17 protein-coding genes are annotated in these 18,607 nt (G+C 61.8%); 3 read left to right on the forward strand and 14 right to left on the reverse strand.

All coding sequences use genetic code 11. The features are described from left to right. Positions 1-46: 46 nt before the first annotated feature. The 8 genes from ACODTZ_RS00885 to ACODTZ_RS00920 all read right to left on the reverse strand — a co-directional run bounded on the left by ACODTZ_RS00885 (position 47) and on the right by ACODTZ_RS00920 (position 8,323). Positions 47-919, reverse strand: a complete 873-nt coding sequence (locus tag ACODTZ_RS00885; RefSeq protein WP_313760354.1) for a glycine betaine ABC transporter substrate-binding protein — start codon at positions 917-919, stop codon at positions 47-49. Positions 920-984: 65 nt separating this feature from the next. Then, entirely contained in the window at positions 985-1,866 is an 882-nt protein-coding gene (locus ACODTZ_RS00890) for an ABC transporter permease (RefSeq protein ID WP_489023081.1), read from the reverse strand. A gap of 22 nt (positions 1,867-1,888) precedes the next feature. Further along, the gene (proV, locus tag ACODTZ_RS00895; protein WP_111560786.1) at positions 1,889-3,121 is read right to left on the reverse strand and encodes a glycine betaine/L-proline ABC transporter ATP-binding protein ProV; all 1,233 of its coding nucleotides are present in this window, start codon (positions 3,119-3,121) and stop codon (positions 1,889-1,891) included. Positions 3,122-3,557: 436 nt separating this feature from the next. Beyond that, complete coding sequence (locus ACODTZ_RS00900; RefSeq protein WP_489023084.1) at positions 3,558-4,052, reverse strand: GNAT family N-acetyltransferase; 495 nt, start codon at positions 4,050-4,052, stop codon at positions 3,558-3,560. Between the two features lie 20 nt (positions 4,053-4,072). Further along, a complete protein-coding gene (locus ACODTZ_RS00905; RefSeq protein ID WP_018896683.1) occupies positions 4,073-4,951 on the reverse strand; it encodes a carbohydrate ABC transporter permease in 879 nt (292 codons plus the stop codon). 3 nt (positions 4,952-4,954) lie between these two features. After that, entirely contained in the window at positions 4,955-5,845 is an 891-nt protein-coding gene (locus ACODTZ_RS00910; protein ID WP_112425135.1) for a carbohydrate ABC transporter permease, read from the reverse strand. Continuing rightward, a complete protein-coding gene (locus tag ACODTZ_RS00915; RefSeq protein WP_489023087.1) occupies positions 5,842-6,951 on the reverse strand; it encodes an ABC transporter ATP-binding protein in 1,110 nt (369 codons plus the stop codon). Before ACODTZ_RS00915 ends, ACODTZ_RS00910 begins: the two co-directional genes overlap by 4 nt. Before the next feature lie 115 nt (positions 6,952-7,066). Beyond that, positions 7,067-8,323, reverse strand: a complete 1,257-nt coding sequence (locus ACODTZ_RS00920; protein ID WP_111560781.1) for an ABC transporter substrate-binding protein — start codon at positions 8,321-8,323, stop codon at positions 7,067-7,069. A 121-nt stretch (positions 8,324-8,444) separates the two neighbouring features. Here ACODTZ_RS00920 and ACODTZ_RS00925 point away from each other — a divergent pair, with 121 nt between their 5' ends. Further along, positions 8,445-9,284, forward strand: coding sequence for a GntR family transcriptional regulator (locus ACODTZ_RS00925; protein WP_489024750.1), 840 nt, complete (start codon positions 8,445-8,447; stop codon positions 9,282-9,284). Positions 9,285-9,316: 32 nt separating this feature from the next. Here ACODTZ_RS00925 and ACODTZ_RS00930 read toward each other — a convergent pair whose 3' ends face one another. Then, positions 9,317-10,657, reverse strand: coding sequence for a peptidoglycan L,D-endopeptidase MepK (locus ACODTZ_RS00930; protein ID WP_489023089.1), 1,341 nt, complete (start codon positions 10,655-10,657; stop codon positions 9,317-9,319). 313 nt (positions 10,658-10,970) lie between these two features. Between ACODTZ_RS00930 and ACODTZ_RS00935 the strand changes: the two genes are divergently transcribed. After that, positions 10,971-11,369, forward strand: a complete 399-nt coding sequence (locus ACODTZ_RS00935; protein ID WP_489023091.1) for a hypothetical protein — start codon at positions 10,971-10,973, stop codon at positions 11,367-11,369. A gap of 66 nt (positions 11,370-11,435) precedes the next feature. On the opposite strand, the gene ACODTZ_RS00940 is transcribed toward ACODTZ_RS00935, so the two are convergent. Further along, positions 11,436-12,737, reverse strand: coding sequence for a hemolysin family protein (locus ACODTZ_RS00940; RefSeq protein WP_111560779.1), 1,302 nt, complete (start codon positions 12,735-12,737; stop codon positions 11,436-11,438). Between the two features lie 250 nt (positions 12,738-12,987). On the opposite strand from ACODTZ_RS00940, the gene ACODTZ_RS00945 reads away from it, so the two are divergent. Then, positions 12,988-13,908, forward strand: a complete 921-nt coding sequence (locus ACODTZ_RS00945) for a GGDEF domain-containing protein (RefSeq protein WP_489023093.1) — start codon at positions 12,988-12,990, stop codon at positions 13,906-13,908. 33 nt (positions 13,909-13,941) lie between these two features. Here ACODTZ_RS00945 and ACODTZ_RS00950 read toward each other — a convergent pair whose 3' ends face one another. The 4 genes from ACODTZ_RS00950 to ACODTZ_RS00965 all read right to left on the reverse strand — a co-directional run bounded on the left by ACODTZ_RS00950 (position 13,942) and on the right by ACODTZ_RS00965 (position 18,586). Continuing rightward, positions 13,942-14,202 (reverse strand): hypothetical protein, encoded by a 261-nt coding sequence (locus ACODTZ_RS00950; RefSeq protein ID WP_489023095.1) that lies wholly within the window; start codon positions 14,200-14,202, stop codon positions 13,942-13,944. A 103-nt stretch (positions 14,203-14,305) separates the two neighbouring features. Continuing rightward, positions 14,306-16,435 (reverse strand): site-2 protease family protein, encoded by a 2,130-nt coding sequence (locus ACODTZ_RS00955; protein WP_489023097.1) that lies wholly within the window; start codon positions 16,433-16,435, stop codon positions 14,306-14,308. After that, a complete protein-coding gene (locus ACODTZ_RS00960; RefSeq protein WP_489023099.1) occupies positions 16,432-17,814 on the reverse strand; it encodes an efflux RND transporter periplasmic adaptor subunit in 1,383 nt (460 codons plus the stop codon). The genes ACODTZ_RS00955 and ACODTZ_RS00960 overlap by 4 nt, the downstream gene beginning before the upstream one ends. A 10-nt stretch (positions 17,815-17,824) precedes the next feature. Then, positions 17,825-18,586 (reverse strand): efflux RND transporter periplasmic adaptor subunit, encoded by a 762-nt coding sequence (locus tag ACODTZ_RS00965; protein WP_489023101.1) that lies wholly within the window; start codon positions 18,584-18,586, stop codon positions 17,825-17,827. Positions 18,587-18,607 lie beyond the last annotated feature (21 nt).

Here is an 18,607-nt window from a genome sequence, read left to right on the forward strand (position 1 = left end):
GAAGGGTCGCGCCCCGCCAAAAATCGGGCGAGGCGCGAGAATGCGATCAGCCTTCGTCGCCGATCCAGCTCTTCACCTGGTCGGGATGGTCCTGGATATATTTATCCACGGCCTGGTCGTATGACGTTTCCTGAGCGGCAAACATCGCCGCTTCGAGATCGGGGATCGGCAGGTTCATGCGCGACAGGAAGGCGGCAACCTTGGGATTGTCGGACTTGAAGTCCTTGCGGGCGAGGATATCGACATGTTCGGCTTCGCCGAGCGACTTCTTCGGGTCATCGATGTAGCGCAGCTTGTGCTTGCCGAACATCCAGTGCGGGCTCCAGGCGGTGGCCACGAACCACTTCTCGCCGCGCATCGCGCGGTCGACCGTCGTCAGCATGCCGGCTTCGCTGGAGATCTGCAGCTTGTAGCCGTCGAGCCCGTAATCCTTCACCGCCTTTTCAGAGAGACGCGTGAGGCCGGCGCCCGGATCGATGCCCTGGATGGTGCCGGAGAGCTTCTTCTGCACGTCTTCCTTCTTCAGGTCCTCGATCGAGCCGATCTGGTCGGCAGGAATGTAATCGGGAACCACCCAGCCGAGCTTGGCGCCGTCATAGACCGTGCCGAGCGTCTCGACCTTGTCCTTGACCTTGGCATAGTAGTCGGCATGGGTCTGCGGCAGCCAGGCCATCATCATCGTGTCGAGATCGCCGCGCGCGACACCCTGGTAGAGCGGCGCGACGTCGGCCTGCACGAGCTCCACCTTCTGGTTCAGCTTCGTTTCGATCACCTTGGCGGCGAGCTTGGTTACGAATTCGGCGTCGGACCAGGCGGCCCAACCGATCTTCACCGGCTTGGCGTCCTGCGCCATGGTCGAGGTGACCGCGCCGCTGACGAGAGCGGCGGCAAGGCCGAGAGTTGCGAGTGTTTTGAACATGAGTGCTCCTTTTTTGAAGGTTCGCATTTGGCAGGCCGCGGCCTGCCATGATGAGTTGCTGGAGATCAGGCCGTCGCCGGCTTCAGCTCTTCGCTTTCGCTTTTGCGCAAGAAGCCCTGCCAGAATGCGGCGCGCGGCTTACCCAGGCTCTGGGTGATGCGGTCGAGAATGACGGCGAGGATGACGACGGCGATGCCGCCCTCGAAACCGGTGCCGACGTCGAGGCGCTGGATGCCGGTCAGAACCGTGTTGCCGATGCCGCCGGCGCCGATCATCGAGGCGATCACGACCATCGACAGCGACAGCATGATCGTCTGGTTGATGCCCGCCATGATCGAGGGCAGGGCGTTCGGAAGCTGCACCTTGAACAGGAGCTGGGTCGCCGTGCAGCCGAAGGCATTGCCCGCCTCGATGAACTCGCCATCCACCTGGCGGATGCCAAGGTTGGTGAGGCGAACCACCGGCGGCATCGAGAAGATGACCGTCGCGATCGCGCCCGGCACAGCGCCGAGGCCGAAGAACATCGCGGCGGGTATCAGGTAGACGAAAGCAGGCATCGTCTGCATCAGGTCGAGGACCGGGCGTACGACCGCGGCGACGGAATCCTTGCGGGCCATGGCGATGCCGAGCGGCAGACCGATGAGCATGGCGATCAGCGTCGCGGCGATGACCAGCGACAGGGTCTCCATCATCGGGCCCCAGAGCTCGATGTGGTTGACGAGCAGCAGGCCGAGCGCGGTGAACACCGCAAAGCCGATGCCGACGCGCCAGAGCGAGAGGATCACAAAGATCGCGATGCCAACGGGCATGGGGATGGCGAGCAGAGCGTTCTGGATGCCTGATGTCACGAAGCCGATCGTGGCCGCGATGAAATCAAGCACGGGTGAGAAGTTGTCGAGCACATAATTGACGGCAGCGTCGATGCCGTTTCCGATATCGAAGTTCATGATTTATCCGATGTGTTTGTGATCAGCCGGCGCGGTCGAGCGTTTCGAGCAGCGCGGATTTGCTGATGGAGCCGAGATAGCGCTTGCCGCCGTCAATGACGGGAACCGGCCATGGGCTGGCCGCCACCTTGCCAAGAACGTTCGACAGCGGCTCGTCGGCCGGAATGGCCTCGATCTCGGGCAGGAAGGCGCCGCGATAGGGGTCGGCCGTCTTCGCCCTGATCTTTTCGATCAGCGATGTCTGGCTGATCATGCCGTGATAGGTCTTGTCGCGGCCGAGGATGATTGCGTACTCGCGGTCGTAGTTCTTCATCCGCTCGAGTGCTGCCGCGGCCGAAACGCCTTCGCGCTCGATGATCGTGACCTGCGACTTGCGAGCGACATCGCCGGCCTTGAAGACATGCGCGACATCGACATTGCGGAAGAAGGAGCGGACGTAGTCGTTGGCCGGCTTGGTGACGATCTCGTCGGGCGTGCCGATCTGCACGACATTGCCGTTCTGCATGATGCAGATGCGATCGCCGATCCGCATCGCCTCGTCGAGATCGTGGCTGACGAAGACGATGGTGCGGCTGTGCTCGGACTGCAGGCGAACGAGCTCATCTTGCATTTCTGTGCGGATCAGCGGGTCGAGCGCAGAGAAAGCCTCGTCCATCAGGAGAATTGTGGGCTCGCTGGCGAGCGCGCGGGCAAGACCGACACGCTGCTTCATGCCGCCGGAAAGCTGATCCGGGCGGCTGTCGGCATAGCCGTCGAGGCCGACGGCCTTCAGCGCGGCCAATGCCTTCTCGCGACGCTCGGCTTCGCCGACGCCTGCGACCTCAAGACCGAAGGCGGCGTTGCTGAGAACGGTGCGGTTGGGAAGTAGCGCGAAGGACTGGAAGACCATGCTGATATCGCGGCGGCGAAGCGCGATCAGCTCACTGCGCGACATGTCGGTGATATCGCGGCCATCGATCTTGATTGAGCCGGATGTGGGTTCGATCAGCCGATTGAGGAGGCGCAGCAGCGTTGATTTGCCGGAGCCCGACAGGCCCATGATGACGAAGATCTCGCCGGCGCGAATATCGAAACTGGCGTCGTTTACGCCGATCGAGCAGCCCGTTGCTGCATGGATCTCGGATTTTGACTTGCCTGCGCGCAGTAGCGCCAGGGCTTTCTTCGGGTGTTCGCCGAAAACTTTGTAGATGTTGTTGAGACTGATCTTGGTCGAAGCCGATGATGTCGGCGCGTCTGTTTCAGTTGCAGCATTCATATAATCTTGGCGCCGAGCTCGAGAGGCCAGGCATTCTCCTTTATTCGCATACGTCCACGATCTGCAGAATATCTTCTGGATCAGGATGTATTATCCGTTGTGTTGCTGAGACAAATCGACAATTCATAAGTCAAATTCGTCCGAGGAAAATATATTATATCGAAAATATCTATCCGATATGACAAAAGGTCACGTATTCGAACTTTGATACTGTCATTTTCGATAGAGCACTGTGCTCCTTAGCTGCGTATATAGGGCGATATACAAAAATTGTCCATCTTAAAATCAATTTTTGTGACAGACGCACCGGTCGCCGGCACCGTCGAAACCGGCCACAACGCCTGCTGTACCGGCGAAGCAGAGCTGCGCCGGTACAGCAGGTATTTTTGAAATCAAAGGCTGAAATACGGCGCTGACGCGTCCGAAATCGTGTCCTTTATGAGGAGATTTCGCTCGGGTGAGCGAGCGACAGCATGCCTCGATAAATACCCGGATCGGAGCCCTCGATCGGGATCGCGCCGACGCTCTTGCGGTAGAAATCCATCGGCCCGGCGCCGCCGATCACGCCATAGGGATAGCCCTGCGCGTGCATGTCGAGCAGCGTTTCGAGAAGAAGGGCGTGCCCGACACCCTTGCCTCGGGCCGCCTGATCGACGCCGGTGGGGCCGAAGAACCCCTTGGCGGTCGCCTCGTGGCAGGCAAAGCCGATGAGCTCCCCCGCTTGGATGGCGATGAAGCAGGTGGTCGGCTGGCGCATGGTGGCGGCGGTCGCCTCAGCCGCCCAGCCGGCGCCGAAGCGCGGTTCGATCCACGATGTCAGCGCCGGCAGCTCCGGCACCAGCACGCGGCGGATGGTGACCCCTTGCGACGTCATGCGGCTGTCGAGTGCTGGGTCGCGCTTCAGCTCGTAGAGCTTCACAAGCATGTCCATGGTCTTGATCCTTGTATCTGTCAGCCTTTGACGGCGCCGGCGGTAAGGCCCGCCACGATCCGCCGCTGGAAGATAAGCACGACGGCGATGAGGGGGAGCGTGACGGTAATCGAGGCCGCCATGATCTGCCCGAACGGATATTCGTAGCGGCTTGTGCCCGCGATCAGGCCGATCGCCACCGGCACGGTGCGGTTCTCGTCGGTCAGCGTGAATGTCAGCGCGAACAGGAACTCGTTCCAGGCGAGGATGAAGGCGAGAATGCCGGTACTGGCGAGCGACGGTCCCATCAGCGGCAGGAGCACCTTCATCAGGATGCGGAAATGGGAGCAGCCGTCGATGATGGCGGCCTCTTCCAGTTCCCGTGGGAACTCACGGATGAAGGTGGTGAGAATCCACGTCGTGAAGGGTACGGTCGACAGTAGATAGGTGAGGATCAGCGCGCTCGGGCGATTGAAGAGCCCCAGCCAGTTGATCAGCTCGAACATGCCCGAGAGCACGACCACTTGCGGGAAGATCGAGATCATCAGGACGATCATCAGGATCGCGCGCCGCTGCGGAAACTCGATGCGGCCGAGCGCATAGGCGGCCGACAGCCCGATGATCAGCGACAGGAAAGTCGTCGATATCGCGACATAGGCCGAGTTGAGCAGCGACCCCATGAAGACCGGGTTGTCGATCAGCTGCCGGTAGTAAGTGAAATCCAGCGCCGGCATCAGGGCCGAGCGATAGAGTGCGGCACCCTGCTTCGTCGAGGAGACGAAGGCCCAGTAGTATGGGAACAGCGTATAGACGAGCACGAGCAGCAGCGCGAAGATCTGCAGACCGCGCACGACGCGCCGTCTCATGCGATAGTAGCCGGCGGGCTTGCGCAGCGCCTTCTGTGCGATTGCATTGGCCATCGATCAGGTCCCCGCCGCTTTGTCGAGGCGAAGAACCCCGATGATGATGATTGCGACCAGCGCCACGAGCAGGAAGACCCAGGTCGACGCTGCCGAACCGACGCCGAGCTCCTGGAAGCTGATCAGCCGGTCGCGGGCGTAGATCGATACGGTCATGACGTTCTCGTTGCTCGCCGCCAGGACATAAGCAAGGTCGAACATTCTGAGCGCGTCGAGCACGCGGAAGAGAACGGCGACGCCGATTGCCGGGCGCAGCATCGGAAGGGTGATCGACCAGAAGCGCTTCCAGGCGGGAATGCCGTCCACTTCGGCGGCCTCGAAGATCTCCGGAGAAATCAGCTGCAGGCCGGCGAGGATGAGCAGCACCATGAAAGGCGTGGTCATCCACACGTCGATGAAAATGACGACGCCCATGATCAGCGAGCTGCTGGCCGTCCAGGCGATACCGTGATCGACCACGCCGAGCCCCGTGAGGATCTTGTTGATCACGCCGAACTGGTCGTTGAGCATCCACTCCCAGATCTTGGTGGCGACGACGACGGGAATGGCCCAGGGCACCAGAATGGCGGCGCGCGCTAGGCCGCGGCCCGGGATCATCTCGTTGAGCAGCAGGGCGATCGCAAGCCCGAGCGCCGTCTCGATCGCGACCGAGATGACGGTAAACACGAGCGTGTTCTTCACCGCAACCCACCAGCTGTGATCGTTGATGACCTCCATGAAGTTGTCGAGACCGACCATGGAATAGACGGAGGGGTCGTCGAGATAGGCGTCGGTGAAGGAGAAGAAGAAGGTCCGGCTCAGCGGCCAGACGGCGACCAAGAGGATAACGGCGATGACGGGAACCAGAAACAGCCATGCGGCCCGGTAATCGCGGCGGGCAAGTTTGGCGCTCATGGTTGGCTCACCTGTCCGCTGGCCGGCTGGCTGAGCAGAACGCGCTTGCCGTCGGCCGTAAAGGCGAAGACGGCGGTATCAGTGAAATCCAGGCCGACAGGATGACCGATGAGATCATGCGCCGGTGCTCTCGCGACACGGATCACCCAGACGGTGTCGTCGGTGATCCGGCAATAGGCGAAATGCTCGTGGCCGAGGTCCTCCACGCGCTCCAGCGTGCAGGTGATGCGACCTTCGTTCGCGCCGACCAGGCGTAGTCCTTCCGGTCGGATGCCGATCTCGGCGATCGGGCCAGCCGGATTGTTGGCGACCATGGCGATCGATAGATTGCCGGGCCCAACGATCGTGCCGGCATCTGCGCCTGTCTTCGGCGAGACGGCCAGGAAGTTCATCCGGGGGCTGCCGATGAAGCTTGCGACAAAGCGGTTATCGGGGGCGTGGTAGAGCTCCTGCGGCGTTCCCACCTGCTCGATGCGGCCGTGGTTCAAAACGACGATCCGGTCGGCGAGTGTCATCGCTTCGGATTGATCATGGGTGACGTAGATCATCGTCGTCTTCAGGTCATCATGGAGCTTGGCGATCTCCATGCGCATTTCCATTCTGAGATCGGAATCGAGATTCGACAGCGGCTCGTCGAACAGGAAGATTTCCGGCTGGCGCACCAGTGCCCGGCCGATCGCCACGCGCTGGCGCTGGCCGCCGGAAAGTTCGCGCGGCCGGCGATCCATCAGGTGGTCGACCTTGAGCATGCGTGCCACCGACGAGACCTTCTGGCTGATGGCGTCCTTGGCCATGCCCAGTGTTTCCAGCGCGAAGCCGATGTTGCGGGCGACGCTCATATGCGGATAGAGCGCATAGGACTGGAAGACGAAGGCGACGCCGCGTCGTGAGGCCGGGACATCGGTCACGTCCTCGCCGCCGATCGTCACGACACCCTTGGATGCGGCGACAAGCCCCGCAACGATGCGCAGAAGCGTTGACTTGCCGCAGCCGGAAGGGCCGACGAAGACGACGAACTCGCCGTCGTTGATCCTGAGGTCGACGCCTTGAATGACGGTGTGCGTCCCAAAATTCTTCGAAACGGATTCAAGCGAAACCGATGCCATTTTTCACCCGGACTTGATCACGATAAAAGGTTCGCCCCCTTGATGGCGGCGATTTGCGATGCGCGAGACGAGGGCAGACCACGCGTGGGCCTGCCCCCGTGCGTTCAGTCGAGGCTCAACGGCTTTCCTTGAGCTTTTCCAACCGCCCGGCGAGCGAGGTCAGGCCAGACTTGATATCGCCGCCACCAGACAGCATGTCGTGGACAGAGCGATAGAAAGCCTGCGACACGCGGTTGTAGCTGGTGCCGGTATAGCCCGAGGGACGCACGGCGCTATCGGCGAAGGCCTGCTGGTTGTCCTTGAGGAAGGGGATCTTCGCCAGCACGTCCGGGTCCGTGTAGAGCGCCGGGATCGACGGATTGACCGCATCCTGAAGCGCGCGCTTCTTCTGCATGTCGGGGCCGGTGATGAAGTTCACGAAATCGGCCGCGACGTCAGCCTTGGCGCTGTACTTCGAGACGCCGTAATACATCGGGCCGAGGCATCCGCTCGACTTCTGGCCTTCCGTGCCGACGGGCAGCGGCATGACGCCGACCTTGTCGACAACGGCGCTGCCTTCCTTGTGCGACGTGCCCCAGACATAGGGCCAGTTGCGGTGGAACACGGCGTTGCCGGATTCGAAGACGGCGCGCGAGGCTTCCTCGTCGTAGTTCAGCGTGCCCTCGGGGCTGATCGAGCCGATCCAGCCCTTGGCTTTTTCGATGGCTTCGGCGGCCTTCGGGTTGTCGATCGTGACCTTGCCGTCGTCGGAGATGATCGTGCCGCCGCCGTTCGATGCAACGAGTTCGATCGCGTCGCAGGTCAGGCCTTCATAGCTCTTGGCCTGCCAGGCATAGCCCCACATGTCGCCCTTGCCGTCGGCGCGCTCCTTGTCCTGGATTTCCTTGGCGGTCGCGGCCAGCTCATCCCAGGTCTTCGGCGGCTGCTTGCCGTATTTCTCGAGCAGATCCTTGCGGTAGAACATCAGGCCAACGTCCATGTAGGCAGGCATCGCGACCAGATTGCCGTCGAGCTTGGCGGCATTGAGCGTGGAGGCGAAGTGCTTGTCCTGATCTGCCTGCGGGATGACGGTCTTCAGGTCAAGGAGGCCGTTCTTGAACATGCCGAGCCAGATGACGTCGAGGAACAGCACGTCGATATCGGTGGATTTCGCGGCAATCAGCTGCTGATAGATCGGGATGGCGTCATCGAGCAGCGCCGGCATCTTGTTGATCTTCGCTTCATTGCCCGTCTTCTCCTTCCAGGCATTGGCGACATTGGTGCACAGCTCGAATTCCGTCGGCGCGCAAAATACGGAAATCGTCTCAGCGTGGGCCGTTCCGCTCCAGAGGGCGGCGGAGAACGCGAGGGCGGCAAGGCTCTTCTTAAGCATGATGGGTTCCCTTGATTGTGATAATGCACGGCATCGTCGGGGCTCTTCTGGCTCCTTGCGATAATAGGACTGGTTATGACCAGTTATGTCAATATGGACTTTCGAGAGAATTGCGTTGAAGATGACATTGGCAAAGGCGGCCAAGGCCCAGGGAAAATCGAATTTGAAGACGCTCGAAACCGAGGATACATTGATCGCAACACGCGGCGTCATCGATCGCGACGACCCCCGGCCGCTGCACAAGCAGGTGTATGAGGCGCTGCTGGCGGCGATCAGCGACGGGCGTCTGCCTTTGCGCGGCAAGCTGCCCTCCGAGCGCGAACTCGTCGATCTCTATGATGTGAGCCGGATCACCATTCGCCACGCGGTGCGCGAACTCATCCAGCAGGGGGTGGTTCATAGCCAGCCGGGCAAGGGGCTCTATGTCACGGAACGCGGCGGCGGCTTCGAGCTGCAGGTGTTGAAGAGCTTCACCAGCATTGCGCTGGCCAATGGCCGCACGCCGGGTCACCAGTTGATCGAGGCAAGCCTCGTGCGGGCGCCGCTCGAAGTCAGCAGGCCGCTCTTCCTCGCGCCCGGCGCGGAGGTCGTGGTGCTATCGCGCCTTCGTCTGCTCGACAATATTCCGGCTGTGATCCAGACCGACTGGATTCCGGCCGGGCGTGTGCCGGGGCTGCTCGATCTCGATTGGGGCATCGCCAACCGCTCGCTCTATGAAGAGCTGCGCCAGCGCTACGGCATATTTCCGAAACGTGGGCAGACGACGCTGAGCGCCCGTCTGGCCGGCGAAGACGAGGCGCGATTGCTGCAGCTTGCGCCGCCGGCGGCAGTGCTGACGGTCGACCAGATCGCTTTTGACGATCGCAATCGGCCGGTCAACATGACCGCGCTCGTACACCATCCGGCCCGTTACCCGCTGACGTTGCTGCAATCGGAAACCGGCGATTTCACGCAATACTGACCGTTGGCTGGGACCGCAACAGAAGGCTTGTTCTAGCCGTCGAGAGCGAAGCGGTCCTCATCGAATTCCTCTTCGGCAAATTCGTCGGTGTCGCTATCCATTGCTGGACCGACATCTTCGAGCGTCGTCAGGCGCATGCCCGATGGCCGCGGCGCGGTCATCTCGATCTTCATACCCGGTGGCTGCAAGGCCCAAGCGACCAGCGCCTTGCCGGACATGGCGCCGACGCCTGCCGATACGACCTGCGGTTCCCGAGGAGCGACCGCGGTCATATCAGGACGCTTTGCCGCCCCGCCGGCAAGCGAGCCGCCTGCGTGACGGGCAAAGAGAAGCTGCCCCGCCGATCCCTTGCCGGTGACGGCGGTGGCGAGCAAAACAGGAGCGGCGGGCGTGGGAACGCTTGCCGTGGTGGTTTCATCGAGCGCCGGCCTGAAGGTTGGCAGTGGCACGGTGAGGGAGGCGAGGTCGGGAACCTTGCTATCGGTATTGTCGGCGCGCGGCGTCGGCCGTGCAAGCTGAAGCTCGAGGCCGCGTTCGGCGCGTGTCTGCGGCACCGGCAGCATCGCGGTTACGAGAGCGCGGGAGGGTGCCGGAGCGCCTTCGTCATCATCGCTCTCAGGCGTGCGGATGGTCTCGATCGCGACAGGGCGGTTGCGCTTCTTCTGGTCGGCGAGCGCCAGCTCATAACCGGGCAATGCACGGCCGTCAGCCGGCAGATGCAGCGTGCGGCCGCTTGGGAAAAGCCGCGCCAATTCCAGGCGCGACATGCGCGGCCAGGCGCGAACATTGCCGACATCGAGATGCACGAAGGGCGAGCCCGAGGTCGGATAATAGCCGACGCCGCCCACCTGCATCTGCATGGCAAGGCCACGCAAGGTGGCAAGCTTCACGCCCGGAATGTAGAAGTCCATCGCCTTACCCAGCATGTGCTGGCTCTTCTTGGCGACGCCTGTGGTGCGCGAGCGGGTGCGCAGCATGTTGTTCGTAGCGGGCGAGCGATAGGCGGAGACGACGTGGATGGGTTGCTTGGCACCACTGCGCTGATAGACTTCCCACACCAAATCGAGCAGGCGCGGATCCATCTTGGTCGGCTCGTTGCGGCGCCAGTCGCGCAGGAAGCGGTTGATTTGCGCCAGGCCCTTCGGATCGAACTTGCCGTTGCGCTTGAAGACGATCGTCGCCCGCTCTCCCGTGTGGGTGAAATAGAGTTTCAGCGCGCGGTCGTCGGCGGCCGCCTGTGCGGCGCCGGCCATGGCCGCGAATATGACCAGAGCGATCAAGACCATGCGATGCGCTGCAAGCGACACAGCCAGGGCCAGCGTGGTCACGGGAACGGAAAAGACTGCATGGTACACGAACACGACTTCCGTCATTGTTGAAGGGTGCGATGGCCGGATGCTTGCGATCGGCGAGGTCGCTTTGCAGTCGATTATGGTCAACAGATCCCTAACGTATCGTTTATGAGGAATGGATTATCGGGACAGTTGGGCCATCCTTGGACTCGCTGCTTGGGCGTTCGGCGGATCGAGCGCGGCGCGGAAGGTGGGGAAGGCGCGCGCATCCGGGTGGCCGGTTGTCGAGCGTCCCGCAAAGCGACATGACCGCAAGAAAATCGCTCGACGGTCACAATCCTGTCGCTTCGATCCTTATCTCTTGGGACATGATTCCAGAATGGAGGAGCGAGAATTGAATAATCTATACAAGACGTTGGCAATTGCGGCGGGAACGATGGCAACGATGGTGGCGCCGATCGCGGCGGCTCAGACGCCGGCCGCCGACCCGCTTGTCGGCCGGGCGTGGATCGAGACGAAATCGCAATCCGGCCTTCCCGGCGTGATGATGGTGTTCATGGCCGATGGCAGCCTGCTGATGGATTCCTGCTGGGAAACCTACGCGCTCCGCAAATGGAGCCGCACCTCTCACGATACCGTTACCTGGGACGAGGATGGCGCCAAAATCACCGCGAAGGTGAAATCGGTGTCGCCGAGCCAGCTGACACTGAGCGTGAAAGCAGGGAAGGATACGGTCGAGCACCGCTACAGCGTCTCCAAGGTGCCGTATGTCTGCCCTGACATGAAGCGCTGAGATAGGCATTGCGCCGCGAGCGGATATCCTGACCGGATACCGCTCGCGACATGTCTTCCAACCTGATTACTCGACGTCTGCCGTCTGGCGCGTGTCCAGCGAACTGACCAGAATCTTGTCGATCCGTCGCCCGTCGAGGTCGATGACTTCGAAGCGCCAGCCATCCTTGGTAAAGCTTTCGCCAAGCACCGGAAGGTGCTTCAGCTCCTCGAGAACGAGACCCGCGACGGTCTGGTATTCGAGATCGTCGCCAAGCTTCAGGCTCATGAATTCCGCGAACTCGTCGATCGGCGTCCAGCCGGAAACGAGATAGGACCCGTCGTCGCGGCGAGCGATCGCCTGTTCGTCGATCGGGCCATCCTGCAGCGCGCCCATGATCGCTTCCATGATGTCGCCGGAGGAAATGACGCCTTCGAAATGTCCATACTCGTCGAAGACAAGCACCATGTGCACGGGCGACGTGCGGATCGCCTGGATGACGCTGATTGCGTTGGAGAGATCCGAGACGATCGGCACGTCCTGCGTGATCGCCTTCAGGTCGGCGGTGCCCTGAACGGACATCGCGTCGTAGAAATCCTTGACCGCCAGCACGCCGAGAACCTCGTCCGAGCTGCCCTTTCTGACCGGCAAGCGCGAGCGCTTGGTGTTGTGCAGCTGGGCGCGGATTTCGTCGAGGCTGTCGTCCACGTCGATGATCTCGACATCGCGGCGCGGTGTCATCAGTGCACGCGCGGTGCGGTCGGCAAGCCGCATCACGCCTGATATCATGGCGGATTCTTCGCTCTCGATAACGCCCGCCGATTGCGCTTCTGCGAGAACCGTCTTGATCTCCTCATCGGAGACATTGTCGCCGCCCTTGCCGGATTGCCCCAAGAGCTTGAGGACGAGCTTACCGGATGCATCGAGCAGCCAGACGAGCGGCAGCGCCATCTTCGACAGGACCGCCATGGCGGGCGCGACCTTGGCCGCGACGGCTTCCGGTTCGCGCAGCGCGATCTGCTTCGGCACGAGTTCGCCGACGATCAGCGACAGGTAGGTGATGGCGATGACCACGGTACCGACACCCACTGCATCGGCCACTGTCGGCGACATGCCCTGAAGCTGCAGCCATGCCGTCAGGCGGCTACCGAGCGTGGCGCCCGAAAAGGCGCCGGAGAGGACGCCGACGAGCGTGATGCCGATCTGCACGGTCGACAGGAACCTGCCGGGGTTTTCGGCAAGTTTGATGGCTTGTGCGGCTCCTCTGCTTCCGTGATCGGCGAGAACTTTGAGGCGGGCGGGCCTGGAAGACACGACAGCCAATTCCGACATGGCGAGCACACCATTCAGGATGGTGAGCAAGACCACAATTCCAATTTCGAGAAACACAGGAGCCCTTGTTCGTTGACGATGATGACGCAAGATAGGTGCAATCACACCGGTTGCAAAGCGGCGGCTCCGATTTTATCGCGCGCGGAACCCGGGAATGCATCGTTGCCATGTGTTTGGTAAATTAGCGTTTTAAGTCAGAAGAGCTTAACTTTCGTCTGTTACACAACCTGCCATACCTGTTGCGATCACGTGTATGGCCGACGAAGAGATACTTCCACCAGAGATCCTGACTTCGATATTGATGCGAATGTTCGAGTTCGCACCGATCGCCATGGCCGTGTCGACCAGCGACACCGAGACATCCAGTTACCTTAAAGTGAACGACGCCTATCTCAGGCTTACGGGCCTGAAATGGGAGGATATCAGTGGCAGAACGCTGATTTCGGAAGGGGCCGCGATCAGCAGCCCGGCGCGAGATCGGCGCCATCGCATGCTCGCCGAAGACGGGGGCTATGTGCTGGAGGAAGTCGATATCCGTCATGCCGACGGAACGATCCTGCCGACGCTTATCTCCGCGCAGCGCACGGTCATCGATGGTGTATCCTTCGATGTCGAAGTCATTCTCGACGTCTCCGCGCGTGTTCGCCATCAGCACGAGATCGAGCTTGCGCTCCGCGCTTCGGCGCGCACCGATGCGCTCTCGGGCCTGCCCAATCGCGCCTGTTTCGATGAGGTTCTGGCCGAGCACCTGGAGCGGCGCGACGATACCGACAAGCTCCTGGCGCTGGCATTCATCGATTTCAACGGCTTCAAGGCTGTGAACGACACGATGGGACACGCCGCCGGCGACGAGGTGCTGAGGATCATCGCCAGCCGCTTCCGCGACAGCTTTCGTGCCAACGATTTCATCGCGCGCATCGGCGGCGACGAGTTCGTCGTTCTTCTGGAGGTCGATCCCTCGCATCTGAACGACGTCGAGCTCACGCTCAAGGATGCGGTGGATCGCATCTTCAAGCCGATCGCCGTCGAAGGCGTGGTTGTCGAACTGGGTGCTGCGATGGGCGTCACCCTGCTGCAGCCGGAGGACGACGCGGCTTCCTTCGTGAAGCGTGCGGACAACTACATGTATCTGGCAAAGCAGACCGGTGACCGGCTGGCCATGATCTGGCTGGGGAAGACAGATAGCCATCTGGTGAAGGCGAAAACCGCCACCGGTGCCAAAGGCTGACAACCAACATTGATGTGGTGTCTACTTGCAGCGTTAGTATTCCGCCGGCGCCGGAAGCTGGTCGGCATTTTCCTCAAGCTCGGCCTGCGCGGCCCTCAGCGTTGCCTGCTCGCTCGGAAACGGGCTGCTGTCGACGGCGGGCAGTTCACCGCGCATATCTGTTACACGATAGAACCAGCGTTCATCCGCGCCATTGATCGTCAGCCGAAAGCGTCCGTGGCTCGCAAAGGCGCGACCCGCGTTGTCGCGTTGCCACAGACCATGATGACTTGTTCTTCTCTTGAAGAGGCGCATTTTCGCATCCTTTCAGTCGATTCCTCATCATCCAAAATACTATCCTTAGTAAGCTATTCAAGGGTAGCGTGCGGCCTATGGTTTCATAGTTGTTACGAAAACGTCAGGCGCCGGCCTCGCGGACCAGAACTTTTACAACCTGACGCCAGACGCGGCCGGCAATACTTTCGCCTTTGCCGTTCAGTACAACCACGCCCCTGACGGTCTCCGACAAAGCCTTGCCGGATACCTCGGCGGTAATCGCATACTGTGCCGAAACAGGGCTGAGGCGCAGACGTTCATGGGCGTTCTGCGGGTGAACTGCGATCTCGCCGTGATATTCGGATGTCAGCTGCGGAATATCGATCTCCGAGGCGCCCGCCGAGGCGATGGAGGTGAGCTGCACGGGCAGCGATGACTGCGTGAGATCGTCGGGGATGAAGTGGCCCGTCGCGCCGACTTCCAGGCGGCCGCGGTCGCCGCCGGACACGAAGCCGCGTGCCGCCATGCCGGATGCGCCGGCGATGGTCGCGAGCTGGTCCTTGCGGCTGATCCAGCGGCCGAGATGAACCTGCGGATCGATGTCGATCACGGTGCCATCGAACGGTGCGCGAACGATCAGCGATGCCTGCCGGCGCGCAAGCCCGTCACGCTTGGCCTCAAGTGCGGCCAGTTGCGATTGAAGGATGCCGCGGTCGACGAGGTTTTGCGGATCGGCCAGCACGCGCGCCAGTCGGTAGCGCGTCAGTTCGGCCTCGATTTCCGTGGTGCGAAGTTCCTGCTGCAGCTCGGGGCGGACGATGGAAAACAGGACGTCGTTCTTCTTCACAACGTCGCCGCGCTTGATCCCGATCGCCTCTATCTTTCCCGGCTCCATCGGGAAAAGCCGCGTGAACTCGTTGGGATAAAGCGCCGCCGGGGCCGAGACGCTCTTGAAGATCGGCAGCGAGAGCAATGCGACGATGGCAAGGAAGATCGCCAGCGACAGATAGCTGCGTCTGCTCGTGATGATGTCATGGCGCATGGTCCACCACTCCCGGAGTTCGGACAGGATCGGCCTAAGGATGAAAAAGCCGATCTCGACGGCAAACAGCATCACGCCCACGATCTTGATGGTGAAGTGATAGACGAGGAGCGCGATGCCGAAATAGAGAAACAGCCGGTAGATCGTCGTGGCGATCGCATAGAGCGTCACGATCACGTCGAGTTTCGGACCGAAGCGATCGGGCCTTTCCTCGCCGGTGTTGAACAGTAGATGGCGGATCCGCCAACGCAGATGCCGGAAAGCGCGCGGCTGCAAGTTCTCGACACCGAGGAGATCGGCGAAGATGTAATAGCCGTCGAAGCGCATGAAGGGATTGAGGTTGACGATGAGGCTGAGCACCCAGCCGGTCGCCGCAAGGACGAAAGCCGCGGATCGAAACGGGCCATCCGGCAGGAACACCCAGAGAAGCAGCGCAAAGACGGCGATATGCATCTCGGTCAGCACGCCTGCCGTGTCGATCTTCAGCCGATCGAAACGCGACTTCAGCCGCCATGCATCGCTGACGTCGGTATAGAGCAGCGGCACCAGCACCATGAAGGCGATACCCATGGTGGGAACGCGGCAGCCGTGACGGTGCGCGACATAGGCGTGGCCCAACTCGTGCATCGACTTGATGAAGCCGACCGAGATTACCGAGACAACGATGCCCTCAAGCGTGAAGATATAGGGAAACGTGCCGGTGAAGGCATCCCACTGCCGGGACACCAGATAGAGGCCGAGAATGGCGGCGCATATGGTAAAAGCATGGAAGGCCGGGCTGAAAAGCCCCGTAATGTAAGGCGCGGTCTTTCGGATAAAGCGATCCGGCCTGACCAGCGGAATGCGGAAGAAGAGGTAATTGTGGATCAGCCGCATGAAGAGCGAATGGCGGCGTGTCGCGCTGGCATGAAGCGCGCGCCAGGTCGCGGATGCCGGCTCGGTCACGAAAAAGCTCGTCTCCAGCATCCGCATCGCGGCATAGATCTCCTCCTGCTCGGGAAGCCGTCCGAACTGCGCCTGCACGGCCTGGATCAGACCGCGCAGCGAGCGGGCGAAGTTCCAGAGCGTCAGCAGCTGGAACATCTCGAAGGTGATGCGGAAGAAGCGGTTGCGGACTGGATCAAGCACGATCCAGACCGGCTCGCCCGACAGGCTGGTGCCGCCGCGCACGATCTGCAGATCCTCGCGCAAGGGCGGCAGCCGGAGATCGGGCGAGGGTGATACGCTCATAGACCCAGCCGCTGCCTGATCGCGGCAATCGGCCGCCGGAACAGATAGTAGGCCAGCGGCACCTTCTCGCCGAAGATCTGCGACGTCCCGCGAATACCGAGACGAAGGCCACGCTCGGGCACGGCGTCAAATCCGGCATAGATGCGATAGGCCAGAATGTTGCCCTCGATCATCTGCGGATCGAAGGAGGACGATAGCGTTTTCGCCGCGACCGGATGCAGCGGATCGGCATCCAGAAAGGCGCTGACCGCAGCGCCGTTCTCGACCGCGATCGCGTCTGCCACCGGCACGTCGATCCGCAGCTGAACGCGCTTGGGGTCGGCCACTTCCATCACCCGCTCGCCGATCGATACTGGCCGGCCGATCCAGTCGCGCTTGTCGGTGAAGATGACCACGCCGTCGGTTTCAGCCTTCACGCTGGTGCGCGCCAGCATGTCGGCCGCGTAATCGCGCTTGGCCGATGCGACGCTCAATTCGCTTCGGGTCACCGCCAGATCGCGCCGGGCTTCCGGGTCGGCGATGGCGCGCTGGCTGATCTGCATCAGCTTCGCCTGCGCCACCTTCACGTCCTGTTCGGCGACGCGCAGCTCGTTTCGAAGGGCTGTATCGGCCAGCCTGAAGAGGGGCTGCCCCTTGACCACGCTTGCGTTCGGATTGACGAGAATCTCCTCGATCGCGCCATCGAGCGGTGCCGCGACGATCTCCGGCGCCACCGGAACCACCTCGCTCGGCGCCAGCACCGTCATGTGGACGGGGATGAACATCGCCGCTATTGCCAGCAAGGCGGCGGTGCCGATCAGCGGCTTGATCGGCAGATTGCGCTTCAGGCGTCTTGGTCCGCTCAGCGCCCGCCACGCGTGGGAATAGGTCTCGGCCAACCTTTCGGCCAGTAGCAGATCCGCCTCCGGCCATGGCGTTTCGCGCGCCAAAAGCATGCCCGCGAAGATATGGCCGTCGCGTAATTGAAATGGCACCCAGGCCATGAAGCGGAAGGGATAGCTGTCCTGCTCGATCTCGCCGGGCGGACAATAGGCGGGAAGGGTAAAGGCCTTGATCTTTGCCAGCCCTGCCTCGCGCGACAGCTGCCTGATGACGCCCTCGACGAAGCGGATGCGTGGCGCGTTTCTGTCCACCGCGCCGATCGAGGACACCGTCTCGACCTTGAAGACGCCCTTGGATACCGATAGCACGAAGATCTGCCTGGCCTTGGTGAGCTTCATCGTCTCGTTGGCGATGAGGAAGCGCAGTTCGCCGACGCTTTCGACACGGCGCGCATCGGCTTCGATCCTGAGCAACAGTTCGTAGGCGTGCTGGGCGGCGGCCGCTGCCGGTGGCTGAAGCTTGATGGGATCGTTGACTGGCTTTTCGACACCTTGCATCTGCGTAAGCCTACTCACTCGGGACTTTGAACACTGTGGGGCCGCTCATCCCCGGCAGGACGCCGGAGGCCTGGCCGGAAAAACGCCCGGTCACCTTCACCGTCTGGCTGACCGGATCGACGGTCGCGCCGATGCGGATAATATCGACCGGCAGGGTCTTGGCCGTCTCGTCGACGCTCAACGAAAATTCTTCGCCTTCGCGCAACCAGCGCAGCCAGACGGAAGGTACCAGCACGTCGACAAGCAGGTCGTTGCTGGCGACGATATGCATGATCGGGCGGCTCGGTTCGGGGGTTTCATGCGCGTGGGAGGGCATGGCGCCGATCCGGCCGTCGAAGGGCGCTCTTATCGTGCAGCGCCCAAGCTTGCTGCGATAGGCGTCTGCCTCGCCCGCGGCCTGGTTGGCCTTGGCGCGCGATATGTCGACCTCGAACTTGCCGGCGGCATTCGAGCGTGCCAGGCGTTCGTCATTGGCAACGGCGATCTGGGCAGCCGCCAGCGCCGCCTCGGCGGATTTGAGCTGGGCCTGGATATCTCCGCATTCGAAGGTGGCGAGGATGTCGCCCTTGTTGAAGCTCTCGCCTTCCTTGAAGGGCAGGGTGGCGATGGCAAAGCCGAGATCGCTCGATATCGAGGCTTCATCGGCGGCGCGAACGATGCCGCGCAGCCCTTCCAGCGATGCCGTGGCATCCACCGCATCATTGCCGGCGGCGTAAGCTGCGCCACCTGCCAAGAGCTGTATCATCAGAACGGATGCCGCTATGTGCTTCATCACGGTCTCCCATGCCGGCGG

Source organism: Rhizobium sp. FG113, assembly GCF_057809895.1.